The sequence below is a fragment of the Pseudomonas sp. GXM4 genome (assembly GCF_008923895.1).
GTDB classification, from domain to species: Bacteria; Pseudomonadota; Gammaproteobacteria; order Pseudomonadales; family Pseudomonadaceae; genus Aquipseudomonas; species Aquipseudomonas atacamensis.
Map to the genome: position 1 here is coordinate 1 of NZ_WBRZ01000150.1, position 13,671 is coordinate 13,671.

General features: G+C 60.9%; 10 protein-coding genes. 5 read left to right on the plus strand and 5 right to left on the minus strand.

The features are described from left to right. Nucleotides 1–113 precede the first annotated feature (113 nt). A complete protein-coding gene (gene gcvP / locus F8N49_RS17965; protein ID WP_151552015.1) occupies nucleotides 114–2,987 on the plus strand; it encodes an aminomethyl-transferring glycine dehydrogenase in 2,874 nt (957 codons plus the stop codon). Nucleotides 2,988–3,173: 186 nt separating this feature from the next. Here gcvP and F8N49_RS17970 read toward each other — a convergent pair whose 3' ends face one another. The 3 genes from F8N49_RS17970 to F8N49_RS17980 form a co-directional block, all read right to left on the minus strand. Beyond that, the gene (locus tag F8N49_RS17970) at nucleotides 3,174–3,494 is read right to left on the minus strand and encodes a DUF2388 domain-containing protein (protein WP_172667868.1); all 321 of its coding nucleotides are present in this window, start codon (nucleotides 3,492–3,494) and stop codon (nucleotides 3,174–3,176) included. 64 nt (nucleotides 3,495–3,558) lie between these two features. Beyond that, complete coding sequence (locus F8N49_RS17975) at nucleotides 3,559–5,343, minus strand: GspE/PulE family protein (RefSeq protein WP_122506176.1); 1,785 nt, start codon at nucleotides 5,341–5,343, stop codon at nucleotides 3,559–3,561. Between the two features lie 92 nt (nucleotides 5,344–5,435). Then, the gene (locus F8N49_RS17980) at nucleotides 5,436–5,774 is read right to left on the minus strand and encodes a hypothetical protein (protein WP_071172164.1); all 339 of its coding nucleotides are present in this window, start codon (nucleotides 5,772–5,774) and stop codon (nucleotides 5,436–5,438) included. A gap of 126 nt (nucleotides 5,775–5,900) precedes the next feature. On the opposite strand from F8N49_RS17980, the gene F8N49_RS17985 reads away from it, so the two are divergent. After that, nucleotides 5,901–6,365, plus strand: coding sequence for an Lrp/AsnC family transcriptional regulator (locus F8N49_RS17985; RefSeq protein ID WP_024014730.1), 465 nt, complete (start codon nucleotides 5,901–5,903; stop codon nucleotides 6,363–6,365). A 181-nt stretch (nucleotides 6,366–6,546) separates the two neighbouring features. Here F8N49_RS17985 and F8N49_RS17990 read toward each other — a convergent pair whose 3' ends face one another. After that, nucleotides 6,547–7,917, minus strand: coding sequence for an inorganic triphosphatase (locus tag F8N49_RS17990; protein WP_151552016.1), 1,371 nt, complete (start codon nucleotides 7,915–7,917; stop codon nucleotides 6,547–6,549). A 156-nt stretch (nucleotides 7,918–8,073) separates the two neighbouring features. Between F8N49_RS17990 and argE the strand changes: the two genes are divergently transcribed. Next, complete coding sequence (argE, locus tag F8N49_RS17995; RefSeq protein ID WP_073470986.1) at nucleotides 8,074–9,228, plus strand: acetylornithine deacetylase; 1,155 nt, start codon at nucleotides 8,074–8,076, stop codon at nucleotides 9,226–9,228. A gap of 262 nt (nucleotides 9,229–9,490) precedes the next feature. Continuing rightward, entirely contained in the window at nucleotides 9,491–10,792 is a 1,302-nt protein-coding gene (argA, locus tag F8N49_RS18000; protein WP_016772647.1) for an amino-acid N-acetyltransferase, read from the plus strand. A gap of 136 nt (nucleotides 10,793–10,928) precedes the next feature. Here the strand turns inward: argA and tauA are convergent, their stop codons facing one another. Continuing rightward, nucleotides 10,929–11,918 carry a taurine ABC transporter substrate-binding protein gene (gene tauA, locus F8N49_RS18005; protein ID WP_151552017.1) on the minus strand — a complete coding sequence of 330 codons (990 nt, stop codon included), beginning with the start codon at nucleotides 11,916–11,918 and terminating at the stop codon, nucleotides 10,929–10,931. A gap of 364 nt (nucleotides 11,919–12,282) precedes the next feature. Here tauA and F8N49_RS18010 point away from each other — a divergent pair, with 364 nt between their 5' ends. After that, a complete protein-coding gene (locus tag F8N49_RS18010) occupies nucleotides 12,283–13,650 on the plus strand; it encodes an OprD family porin (RefSeq protein WP_071172168.1) in 1,368 nt (455 codons plus the stop codon). Nucleotides 13,651–13,671: the final 21 nt, after the last annotated feature.

Here is a 13,671-nt window from a genome sequence, read left to right on the forward strand (position 1 = left end):
ATACATTCCCCTGTAGGAGCTGCCGAAGGCTGCGATCTTTTGATCTTCGAGGGCACTGCTATGCTGGTTTGACCGTGTCGATTGACGCCAAGCGCCAGCCAGGAGAGCCCGTCATGTCCCAGTCGCCGTCCCTGAGCCAGTTACGCGATCCCGAAGCCTTTCTGCGCCGCCACCTCGGCCCGGATGCCGCCGAGCAGCAGGCGATGCTCGACAGCCTCGGCCTGGGCAGTCGCGCCGAGCTGATCGAGCAGACCGTGCCGCCGGGCATTCGCTTCAATCGCGCACTGGATCTGCCGCCGGCACTCGACGAACAGACTGCGCTGGCGAAACTGCGCGGTTATGCCGAGCAGAATCAGCTGTTCACCAGCCTGATCGGCATGGGCTATCACGGCACCGTCACGCCGACCGTCATCTTGCGCAACGTGCTGGAAAATCCCGGCTGGTACACCGCGTATACCCCATACCAACCAGAAATCGCTCAAGGCCGGCTTGAAGCGCTGCTGAATTTTCAGCAGCTGACCATCGACCTCACCGGCCTGGAACTGGCCAACGCCTCGCTGCTCGATGAGGCTACCGCAGCGGCCGAAGCCATGGCTTTGGCCAAGCGCGTGGCGAAGTCGAAGAGCAATCTGTTTTTTGTGGATGAAAATTGCCATCCGCAAACTCTCTCCGTGGTACAGACCCGCGCCGAAGGTTTCGGCTTCGAGCTGATCGTCGACGCGGTGGATAACCTGGCGCAGCACGAGGTGTTCGGCGCGCTGCTGCAATACCCCGACACCCACGGCGAAATCCGCGATCTCGAACCCTTGATCAACCACCTGCACGCACAACAGGCCCTGGCCTGCGTCGCCACCGATTTGCTCAGCCTGCTGGTGCTGACGCCGCCGGGTGAGTTGGGTGCCGATGTGGTGTTGGGTTCGTCCCAGCGTTTCGGTGTGCCGATGGGTTATGGCGGCCCGCACGCGGCGTTCTTCGCCAGCCGCGAGGAATACAAACGAGCGATTCCGGGGCGGATCATCGGTGTGTCGAAAGATGCTCGCGGCAACGTCGCGCTGCGCATGGCCCTGCAAACCCGCGAGCAACACATCCGCCGCGAGAAAGCCAATTCGAACATCTGCACCGCGCAGGTGCTGCTGGCCAATATCGCCAGTTGCTACGCGGTGTATCACGGCCCGGAGGGTTTGAAGCGTATCGCCCAGCGCGTGCATCGCCTGACCTGCATCCTCGCGGCGGGACTCGAGCGCAACGGCATCAAACGGCTCAACAGGCAGTTCTTCGACACGCTGACCCTGGAGGTCGGCGGTGCGCAAACGGCGATCATCGAAAGTGCTCAGGCAGCGCAGATCAACCTGCGTATTCTTGGTCGTGGCCGCGTCGGTCTGAGTCTGGACGAGACCTGTGATGAACACACCGTGGCGAAGCTGTTCGATGTGCTGCTCGGCGCCGATCATGGCCTGAGCGTTGATGCGCTTGATGCGCAGGACATCGCCTCGGGAATTCCCGACGAACTCCAGCGCAGTACGCCGTACCTGCAACATCCGGTGTTCAACGCCCACCACAGCGAAACCGAGATGCTGCGTTACCTCAAACAGCTGGAAAACAAGGATCTGGCGCTCAACCAATCGATGATCCCGCTGGGCTCGTGCACGATGAAACTCAACGCCACCAGCGAGATGATCCCGATCACCTGGCCGCAGTTCGCCCAACTGCATCCGTTTGTGCCGAGGGAGCAGGCTGTCGGTTACACGCTGATGATCGAAGAGCTTGAGCGTTGGCTCTGCGCGATTACCGGTTTCGATGCGATCTGCATGCAGCCCAACTCCGGCGCCCAGGGCGAATACGCCGGGCTGCTGGCGATCCGTAAATATCACGAGAGCCGAGGAGAGGGCGCGCGGGATATCTGCCTGATTCCGTCGTCGGCCCACGGCACCAATCCAGCGTCGGCGCAGATGGCCGGGATGCGTGTGGTGATTGTCGAATGCGATGAGGCGGGCAACGTCGATCTGGATGATTTGCAGCTGAAAGCCGCGGAGGCCGGGAATAAATTGTCGTGCCTGATGGCGACCTATCCGTCGACCCACGGGGTTTACGAGGAAGGCATCAGTGAAATCTGCGCAGTGATCCACCAGCACGGCGGCCAGGTGTATATGGATGGCGCCAATCTCAATGCCCAGGTCGGCCTGGCCAGGCCGGCGGACATCGGCGCCGACGTGTCGCACATGAACCTGCACAAGACCTTCTGCATTCCTCATGGCGGCGGCGGGCCGGGCATGGGCCCGATCGGGGTTCGCGCGCATCTGGCGCCGTTCGTCGCCAATCATCCGGTGGTGCCGATTGACGGGCCGCTGGCACAGAACGGCGCAGTCAGCGCAGCGCCGTGGGGCAGTGCGAGCATTTTGCCGATCAGCTGGATGTATATCGTCATGATGGGGCCGCAACTGGCGGACGCCAGCGAGGTGGCGATTCTGGCGGCGAATTATCTGGCGCAGCATTTATCCGGCGCGTTTCCGGTGCTCTACACCGGGCGCAATGGCCGGGTGGCGCATGAATGCATTCTTGATCTGCGCCCGCTGAAGGCGCAGACCGGCATCAGCGAGGAAGACGTCGCCAAGCGGCTGATGGATTACGGCTTCCACGCGCCGACCATGTCCTTCCCGGTACCGGGTACGTTGATGGTCGAGCCGACCGAGAGCGAATCCAAGGCAGAACTCGACCGCTTCATCGCGGCGATGCTGAGCATTCGCGCCGAGATCAATGAAGTGCAGAAGGGCAACTGGCCGGGCGAAGACAATCCGCTCAAACGCGCGCCGCATACCTTGGCCGATGTCACTGGGATCTGGGAACGGCCTTACAGCATCGAACAGGGCATTACCCCGGATGCGCACACTCGATTGCACAAATATTGGCCAGCGGTGAATCGGGTGGATAACGTCTACGGCGATCGCAATCTGTATTGCGCCTGTGTCCCGGTGGAGGATTACCGCTGATCTCTAAATCCACCACCGTCCCTGTGGGAGCGAGCCTGCTCGCGAAAGCAATCGTCCAGCCAGCATTTTCGGTGACTGGCTCACCGCTTTCGCGAGCAGGCTCGCTCCCACAAGGCATGGTGGTGAGGCGGTAATCCGGGCAAAAAAATGCCGCTCGATCGAGCGGCATTTTTGAGGGTGCGAGGCTTACTCGGAAGCCACGGCGTTCTTCGCCAGAATCGCGTTCGCCAGTTCCATGTCCGAAGCCTGCAGGCCAGGGTTGTCGGCGCGGACTTTCTGCATCGCTGCTTCCAGATACGGGCCACGGATGCCGCCGTCGCTGGCGACGAAGCTGCCGGCGTCGTCCTGGGCGGCGACGATCAGCTTGTGATCCTTGAACGTCAGGTAGGTCGAACCGGTGGTGGCGCCGGAGGAGATGACGTTACGCCAAAAGCTGTCCGCCATGGCCGAACCAACGGGAAGCGACAGCAGGGCCAAGGTGGCGACAGCGAGTTTGAGACGCATGATGAGGTGACTCCTGGGATTGACTACGGCGTTGGATAGCCGATCCCCGATCCAGTTCCGTGCTGAATTATTTCAACTCACTTTGCGGTGTCACCCGCAGCACTTCCTCCACGGTGGTCAGCCCCGCCGCAACTTTCTGCGCACCGGACAGGCGCAGGCTGCGCATGCCTTCCTTGAAGGCCTGACGCCTGATCGCGGTGAGGTCGGTATCCGGGGTGATCAACGCTTTGAGGCTGTCGCTCAGCTGCATGATTTCGTACACGCCGGCGCGGCCGCGATAGCCGGTGTCGCGGCATTCCAGGCATCCGATCGCCCGTTGCGCATTGCTCGGCAGCGGCGCCTGCCAGGGCCGGGTCAGGGTTTGCCAGTCCTCATCCTCGAGCGTCAGCGGCGCCTTGCAGTGCGGGCACAAGGTGCGCACCAGACGCTGGGCCATGACGCCGAGCACGGTGGCTTTGATCAGGTAATGCGGTACGCCCAGTTCGAGCAAACGACTGATGGCGCTCGGCGCATCGTTGGTGTGCAGAGTGGACAACACCAAGTGCCCGGTGAGCGCGGCCTGAATCGCCATTTCCGCAGTTTCCAGATCGCGGATCTCGCCGATCATGATGATGTCCGGGTCCTGCCGCATCAGCGCGCGCACCCCGGCGGCGAAAGTCAGCTCAATGTTGTGCTGCACCTGCATCTGGTTGAAGGCCGGCTCGACCATTTCGATCGGGTCTTCGATGGTGCAGAGGTTGACCTCCGGCGTCGCCAGTTTTTTCAGCGTGGTGTACAGGGTGGTGGTCTTGCCCGAGCCGGTCGGCCCGGTGACCAGAATGATGCCGTTGGGCTGGCGGGTCATATCCTGCCAGCGGCGCAGGTCGTCGGCGCTGAAACCCAACTGGTCGAAATTCTTCAGCAGCACTTCCGGATCGAAAATCCGCATGACCATTTTTTCGCCGAACGCTGTCGGCAAGGTCGACAGCCGCAACTCCACTTCGCCGCCGTCCGGGGTCTTGGTCTTGACCCGGCCATCCTGGGGTTTGCGCTTTTCCGCGACGTTCATGCGGCCAAGGCTTTTCAGGCGGCTGACGATCGCCATGGTCACCTGCGGCGGGAATTGATAGACGTTGTGCAGCACGCCGTCGATGCGAAAGCGCACGGTGCCGTGCTCACGGCGCGGTTCGATGTGGATATCGCTGGCGCGCTGCTGGAAGGCGTACTGGAACAGCCAGTCGACGATGTTGACGATGTGCGCGTCGTTGGCGTCCGGCTCCTGATCGCTGGCGCCGAGGTTGAGCAGTTGTTCGAAGTTGCCAAGGTTGCCGCTCTGGGCGTCGGCATTGCTGGCACCGCTGACCGATTTGGCCAGCCGGAAAAACTCGACGCTGAAGCGCTGGATGTCGACCGGGTTGGCCACGACCCGTTTGATCGGCAGCTTCAATACGTGGGTCAGGTCAGCTTCCCAACCGCTGACGTAGGGCTGAGCGCTGGCCACGGTAACCGAGTCGCGGTCCACGGCGACGGCGAGAATCTTGTGGCGCTGGGCGAAGGCATAGGACATCAGCGGCGTGATCGCCGCGACATTGATTTTCAGCGGATCAATGCGCAAATACGGCTGACCGGCCTGTTGCGCCAGCCACAGGGTCAGGCTTTCCAGATCCAGATGTTTGCCCGGACGGCTGAGGTCGTCGAGTTGCTGGCTGGCGATGAATTCCAGCGGATGCATCTGCCCGTGAGCCGCATGGCGACGGCGGGCATTGAGCGCCTGTTCCGCCGCGTCCTGGCAGATGAAGCCTTGGGCGACCAGTTCTCGCAACACATCGTTGAGGTCGAGCCAGCGGTCCTGAGTGACAAATTGAACGGACATGCGGCTTTCCTTTTTGAGCGTCATGCGCAAAAGGATAGTCGCGGCCCCGCTGACCGTTGGGCCACTACCCGACGAAGCCGTTGCCGGATTTGTCAGCCGGCAGCCTGGGCGGGCGCCTGCCACGCCGCGTCGGCGTTGTGCAGGTCCACCGCGCAGACGCTGATCAGGTTGCGCAGTTTTTCCGCGATCACTTGCGCGCGATGCCAACTCAGGCCGCTCATGAGCAGATCGATCGACAGCAGATCGTCCTGGCGCTGGACGTTGACCTGCTCCGGGGTCAGAAACTGCAAAGCGAACAGATTCAGCACGCGCACCAGCAGATCCGGCTCGGCCTCGGCGAGGATTTGATATTGCGCCAGGCAGTGGGCGTTGTTGACGTTCCAGACATCAGCACGGGCGGCGGGGCTGTTTACGGCTTCAAGGTGCGGCATGGCGAGTCTCCAAAATCACTGGAGAAATTTTTACATTCGGTGCGGGGTATTTCTTGGCTATGATCGGCGTCTGAGCGGGTTTATCGAAAGAGTTGATTCGTGAAAGCTGATCTTTGAGGATTTTTTATGCACAGCGAGCTGGACGCCTACGACCGCAAGATCCTCGCCTTGCTGCAGGAAGACGCTTCACTGTCGAGCGCGCAGATCGCCGAGCAGGTGGGCCTGTCGCAATCGCCGTGCTGGCGGCGGATTCAGCGGATGAAGGAGGAGGGCATCATTCGCGGCCAGGTGACCTTGCTGGATCGCAAGAAGATCGGCCTGAACACGCAGATCTTCGCCGAAATCAAACTCAACGCCCACGGCCGCTCGAACTTCACCGAGTTCACCGAGGCGATTCGCGGCTTTCCGGAAGTGCTGGAGTGTTATGTGCTGATGGGGGCGGTGGATTTCATGCTGCGCATTGTCGCGGCGGATATCGAGGCGTACGAGCGGTTCTTTTTCGAGAAGCTGTCGCTGGTGCCGGGGATACAGGAAGTGAATTCGATCGTGGCGCTGTCGGAGATCAAGTCCACCACCAGCCTGCCGGTCTAGTGCGGATGGCCTTTGTGGCGAGGGGATTTATCCCCGCTGGGCTGCGCAGCAGTCCCCGCTTGATCGTTCCCACGCTCCGCGTGGGAATGCAGCCCGGGACGCTCTGCGTCCCAAAGCGGACGCAGAGCGTCCATTGAGGCGTTCCCACGCAGAGCGTGGGAACGATCGGGTGGGGAGGTGTTTAGCTGCGCAGGAGGATTTTCCAGGCGCGGTTCTGGTACACCGCAATCGCCTGATGCTTGCGTGCATCGAGCAGTTCGTCGGTGATGGTCGGCTCGTTGGCCAGTTGCGCCAGTTTGTTCAGCTCACCGTAAAGGCGATCCATTTCCGGGATGTCCAGCACGTTGCGCGCATGGTGCAACCAGACCTGAATGCGTTCGATACGCGGCAGTTGTTCAGCAAGATCTTCCGGCTGCTGCTGATAGCGTTGCAGCTGCAGGGCAGTGGCTTCTTCGCCCAGCAGACGCGGCAACCAGCTGTGCAGTTGCGCGTCACCCTGACGGTTGCCGCGAGTGTTGCGGTCGGCGGTCCAGATGCGGGCCAGCAGCCAGCGTGAAGCGTTCAGCGAGAACTGGCCCCAGCGCGGGTCTTCCAGCTCTTCGAGGAACTGCTCCGGCGCGGCCTTGCGCACGTCTTCGTCCTCGATGCCGACCTGCACCAACGGGCGCCAGTCTTCGAGCAAGGCATCGAGGGCCACACGTAAATCGTGGGTCGACTGACGCGGCGCCGCCTGGCCGAGGCTGCTGAGCAGGGCGCGCATTTCCGCGAGGTTCTCGACCCAGTCCTGCAACAGACGCCAGTGACCGTTGAAGCGATATTGTTCGGCCAGACGCTGGCTGCTGCCGAGCAGATGCCAGCTCAGCGCGGCGAAGGCGTCGTCGAGACGGGTTTCGGTGGTCAGCTGCGGCGCCGGCAGGCTCAGCGAGTAACTGTTGGCGTCGTGCAGACGATAACCGCGCTCAGCCTTGCTGATATCGCATGGCATCAGCGCCAGGGTTTCGGCCAATTCGGCAGCCAGTTCCAGCAACGCGGCAGGCTCGCCTTCGCGCAGTTCCAGTTCCAGCTCGCAGATTTCTTCCTTCTGCTTGCCGACCACCACATGACCGAGGTCCAGCGCGGCTTCGATGACCACTTTGGTCTTGCCACGGCCCCAGGCGATTTCGGCGCGCTCGCGGACGAAATCGGTGGTGAAGATCGGCTTGAGGGTTTTCTTGTCCAGCTCGGCCAGCGACTCGGGCCAGCATTCGCCGTCGAGTTTTTTCACGTCGAGCTTGGCTTTCGCCAGTTTCCAGTCGTACTCGTTACGCTCGGACAGACCGGCGACGCTCTGGCCACGGGTCTTGAGGGTCTGAATCACTTCGTCACCGTCCTCGCGCAGGCGCAGGGCGACTTTGGCTTGGGCGAGGTCGCGCTCGGGGGTGTCGAAGTACTGGTTCATCAACTCACGGCGTTCCCAGCCACTTTTGTTGCGTTTCTTCAGCAGCGGGTGCTCGCGCAGGGCAGCGAGGGTTTCGCGGCTGACGCGGAGTTTGATTTCAGTTTCTTTTTGCATGGCCGGAACATCCAGAATCGGGAGCGCAGCCGGGGGAATGTGTGGCTGCCAAGGCCGTGCAGTGTACAGGAGTCAAACTTCCTACGCCCTGCGGCGGTTTATTCCGCGCGCCGGATGGTTCTATAGTGGGCCTCAATCCGGGACCTGGAGTCAGTGATGCCATTGCCGTCCATGCAAGACCAGTTTGCCGCGCTGATTGCCGCGCCATCGGTCAGCTGTACTCAACCGAACCTGGACCAGTCCAACCGCGCCGTCATCGATCTGCTGGCGGGCTGGCTTGGTGACCTGGGCTTCAGCTGCGATATCCGGCAGGTCAGCCCCGGCAAATTCAATCTGCTCGCCAGTTTCGGCAGCGGCCCCGGCGGCCTGGTGCTGGCCGGGCACAGCGACACCGTGCCGTACGACGACGCGTTGTGGCAGACCGACCCGCTGAAGCTCACGGAGGTTGATGGCCGCTGGGTCGGGCTGGGCAGTTGTGACATGAAGGGCTTCTTCGCGCTGATCATCGAAGCCGTGCAGCCGCTGCTTGATCAGCCGTTCAAGCAACCGCTGCTGATTCTCGCCACCTGCGACGAAGAAAGCTCGATGTCCGGCGCCCGCGCACTGGCCGAGGCCGGGCAACCGCTGGGCCGCGCGGCGGTGATCGGCGAGCCGACCGGGCTCAAGCCGATCCGCATGCACAAAGGCATCATGATGGAGCGCATCGACATTCTCGGGCAGAGCGGCCACTCGTCTGATCCGCGTCTGGGCCACAGCGCCCTTGAAGCGATGCACGATGCCATCGGCGAACTGCGTGGTTTGCGCCTGTTGTGGCAGCGCGAATTCAGCAATCCACAATTCAGCGTGCCGCAACCGACGATGAACTTCGGTTGCATTCATGGCGGCGACAATCCCAATCGCATCTGCGGCCAGTGTTCGCTGGAGTTCGACCTGCGGCCGCTGCCGGGCATGGACCCGAACCTGCTGCGTGCGGAAATCCTGCGCAAGCTCAACCCGGTGGCCGAGCGGCACAAGGTGAAGATCGACTACCGACCGCTGTTTCCGGAAGTGCCGCCGTTCGAACAGTCAGAGGATGCCGAACTGGTGCGCATCGCCGAAAAGCTCACCGGCCATCGCGCCGAAGCAGTAGCGTTCGGCACCGAAGCGCCTTATCTTCAGCGCCTCGGCTGCGAAACCATCGTCCTCGGCCCCGGCGACATTGCCTGCGCACATCAACCCGGCGAGTACCTTGAAATGTCACGTTTGCAGCCTACCGTGCATCTGATTCGGCAGTTGATTGAACATTATTGCCTGACGACAGACGAACGATGACGGCCCTGTGTGGGAGCGAGCCTGCTCGCGAAAGCGTTTTGTCAGTCGCCATTGATGAACCTGATCCACCGTTTTCGCGAGCAGGCTCGCTGCCTCAGGGTTAAATGTCTTGCATCAACCCGGTAAATTGCCTGCACCACAACCCGTATTCATGAGGAGAGCGCGCGTGTCGCCAAGCCTGTTCCGACGATAACCATCAGCCCGCTGTGCGTTTTTCGTTTCGCCCCTTTTTTCGGCTGCTCTTTATTACAGGCCCAGGTTCATGCCCGAATACGTCAATTGGCTTCGCCACGCGTCCCCATACATCAATGCCCACCGCGATTGCACCTTCGTCGTCATGCTGCCCGGCGACGGCGTCGAGCATCCGAATTTCGGCAACATCGTCCACGACCTGGTCTTGCTGCACAGTCTGGGCGTGCGTCTGGTGCTGGTGCACGGCTCGCGCCCGCAGATCGAAACCCGCCTCGCCGCCCGTGGCCTGACCCCGCATTACCATCACGGCATGCGCATCACCGATGCCGCGACCCTGGAGTGTGTGATCGATGCGGTCGGCCAGTTGCGCATCGCCATCGAAGCGCGCCTGTCGATGGACATGGCCTCGTCGCCGATGCAGGGCTCGCGTCTGCGCGTGGCCAGCGGCAACCTCGTCACCGCGCGGCCGATCGGTGTGCTGGAAGGTGTCGACTATCACCACACCGGTGAAGTGCGTCGGGTTGACCGCAAGGGCATCAATCGCCTGCTCGATGAACGCTCGATCGTATTGCTGTCGCCGCTGGGCTATTCGCCGACCGGTGAAATTTTCAACCTCGCCTGCGAAGACGTCGCCACCCGCGCCGCGATTGATCTGGGCGCGGACAAGCTGCTGTTGTTCGGCGCCGAGCTCGGCCTGATCGACGAGAACGGCAAACTGGTCCGTGAACTGCGCCCGCAACAAGTGCCGGCCCATTTGCAGCGTCTGGGCATGAGCAACTATCAAGCGGAGTTGCTCGATGCCGCCGCCGAAGCCTGCCGTGGCGGCGTTGCGCGCAGCCATATCGTCAGTTATGCCGAAGACGGCGCGCTGCTGACCGAGCTGTTCACCCGTGACGGTGGCGGTACGCTGGTGGCGCAGGAGCAGTTCGAATTGGTGCGCGAAGCGGCGATTGAAGACGTCGGCGGCCTGCTCGACCTGATCAGTCCGCTGGAAGAACAGGGCATTCTGGTGCGCCGCTCGCGGGAAGTGCTGGAGCGCGAGATCGAGCAGTTCAGCGTGGTCGAGCGCGAAGGCATGATCATCGCCTGTGCGGCGCTGTATCAGATTGCCGATTCCGATGCCGGCGAACTGGCGTGCCTGGCGGTGAATCCCGAGTATCGCCATGGCGGACGCGGCGACGAATTGCTCGAACGCATCGAAACCCGTGCGCGGGCGCAGGGTTTGAAAACCCTGTTCGTACTCACCACGCGCACCGCGCACTGGTTCCGCGAGCGCGGATTCGAGCCGAGCAGCGTGGAACGCCTGCCAGCGGCACGGGCGTCGCTGTACAACTATCAGCGTAATTCGAAGATCTTCGAAAAGACCCTCTGAACAACAGCGAGGTCTGTGGCGAGGGGAATCATTCCCGCTGGACTGCGCAGCAGTCCCCTTGCGTTTCCAAGTGAAAACATAGGTGGTCGCTACGCGACCCAGCGGGGATAAATCCCCTCACTACAGGGTTCTGCATTCAGTCAGTGATGAATTTGGCGCTGACGTACGGCGAATAATCAGGCAGCACCGTCTCGACCTTGCCCTGTTCCTTCAGGAATTTCGCCGTTTCGGCAATGGCATTGGCGGTGCCGCCGTCCAGCAGCGCCGTGCTTTGCTGCGCCTTGGCATCCGGGAACGCCGAACCGGCCAGCAGTTCCGGCACATCTGCTGCGTTGGCACCGGTCAATTTGGCGATTTTCTGCACAGGCACCGAGTCGGCCGTCCAGCTGTCTTTGTGTGCGGCGTAATCAGCGAACGACTCCAGGGTGACCTTGGCAAACTTGGCCACGACCTCGGGATGCTTCTCGGCAAAGTCTTTGCGCGCCACCCACACCTCGAAGGTCGGCGCACCCCACTGGCCGACCTGGGCGGCGTCGGTCAGGGTCTTGCCGGTCTTGCGGATCTCGCCCAGCGCCGGCGACCAGACAAACGCCCCGTCAATGTCGCCACGCTTCCACGCGGCGGCGATTTCCGCCGGTTGCAGGTTGACCACTTTGACTTGCGAAGTATTCAGGCCCCAGTGCTTCAGCGCCCCAAGCAGACTGTAGTGCGAGGTCGACACGAACGGTGTGGCGATGGTCTTGCCGATCAGGTCCTGTGGTTTGTCGATGCCGCTGCCGTTGCGCACCACCAAGGCTTCGGCGGCATTAATCTGCGCCGAAACGATAAACGCCACGATCGGCAGATTGCGTGAAGCAGCTGCTGCCAGTGGGCTTGAGCCAAGGTTGCCGATCTGCACGTCGCCAGAAGCAATGGCAGTGACGACTTCCGGGCCGCTGTTGAAACGACGCCAGTCGATCTTCTCGCCGATGGTTTTTTCATAGACACCGTCGGCCTGCGGCACTTTGCTCGGATCGATCCCGGTCTGGTAGCCGACCGTCAGACCGGCGGCATGTGCGGAAAAAGAAAACAGTGCCGACACACAAACTGTAACAAATTGACTTGATAGTGCGCGTTTCGCCATGATGCGTCGCCTTTTCGATGGGATTTGCCGTGTTGGGAGCACGGCAAAGCTAATCGATCTAAAAAAAGGTCAACAAATACCATTTAGGAATGAGCTTAGGCGCCGATACGCTGTTTCCCGGCGCAAAGGGCCATTAATGGGCCATATGTCCGAATGGTATGAAAAAGGATGAATAAATTCTTTTTGGGATTATCAGGAAGTCTTTACGCTGCAGGGACCCAATCACTGGCGATTAGACGATGGTCGTAGACACACAAGGTTACGATTGACTTGGCAGTCACGGTCTGGCGCTAATCGCGCATCTTAGGATTCAGGGCAAATCGACCCCGAACCAGGAACACAAGAATTAGAACGAGAGGAGCGATACATGAACAAGTCCACCTTGGCCCTGGCTGTGGCCGTTGGGGTTATGGCGCAGCAGGCAGGCGCCGCCGGTTTCATCGAAGACAGCAAGGCTACTCTGGGTCTGCGTAACTTCTATATCAACAACGATAACCGTGATAGCGCTGCCAATAGTCCCGCTAACAAGCGTAACGGTGTGCAGAGCAAGAACGAAGAATGGGGCCAAGGCTTCGATCTGCGCTTCATCTCCGGCTACACCCAAGGCACCGTAGGTTTTGGTATCGATGCTATCGGTCTGCTGGGCGTTCGCCTGGATTCGGGCGGTGGTACCAACGGTGCGACCTCGACTTCGTACGGCGGAACTGTATTCCCAAGCAAATCCAATGGCGAAGCTGTTGATAACTTCTCGAGCCTGGGTCTGACGGCTAAAGCCAAGATTTCCCAGACAGAGCTGAAGCTGGGTACCTTGCAGCCGAAGAACCCGGTCATCGTCACCAACGACGGTCGTCTGCTGCCGCAAACCTGGCAGGGTGGCCAGATTACTTCCGGCGAGATCAAGGACCTGACGCTGGTCGGTGGCCAGATCGAGCACGTGAAAGGTCGTAACTCCAGCAACAATGAACAGCTGTCGATCGGTGGCGCAACTGCGCGCACCACAAACAGCAACAAGTTCATCTACGCCGGTGGTGACTATAAAATCACCAAGGATCTGACGGCCCAGTACTACTACGGCAACCTGGAAAACTTCTACAAGCAACACTTCCTGGGTCTGGTGCATAACTGGTCGATTGGCCCAGGTGTGTTGAAGTCCGACTTCCGGTACTTCAATAGCTCCGATGACGGCCGCAATGGCAACGATTCGGACTACTTCAGCAACGGTGCGTACGGCAACAGTACGCTTGGTAACGGCAAAGGTAAGGTCGACAACAACCTGTACAGCGGCTTGTTCCTTTACACCGTTGCCGGTCACACCTTTGGTGGCGGCTATCAGGTGAGCAACGGCAGCAGCGACTTCCCTTGGCTGAACCAGGGTGACGGCTCGTCTAACTACACCATCACCGACATGCAGATCCAGAAGTTCAACCGTGCCGGCGAGCGCACTTGGCAGGCACGCTACTCCTATGATTTCGCCAAAGTTGGCGTGCCAGGCCTGACCGCTGGCATGGTTTATCTGCGCGGCGACAACATTGATACCTACGGTAGTCGTGTGCAAACCTCGAATGGCGCCTCCGAGTGGGAACGCGATTTGACCGTGGCGTACGTTGTTCCGGAAGGTCCGTTGAAGAACGTCGGCTTCATGTGGAAAAACGCTACGTGGCGCAACGACATCGCCGGTCAACGCGACCAGGACGAAAACCGCCTGATCCTCAGCTACTCGATCCCGCTGCTGTAACAGCTCGACCAAGTAACTGAA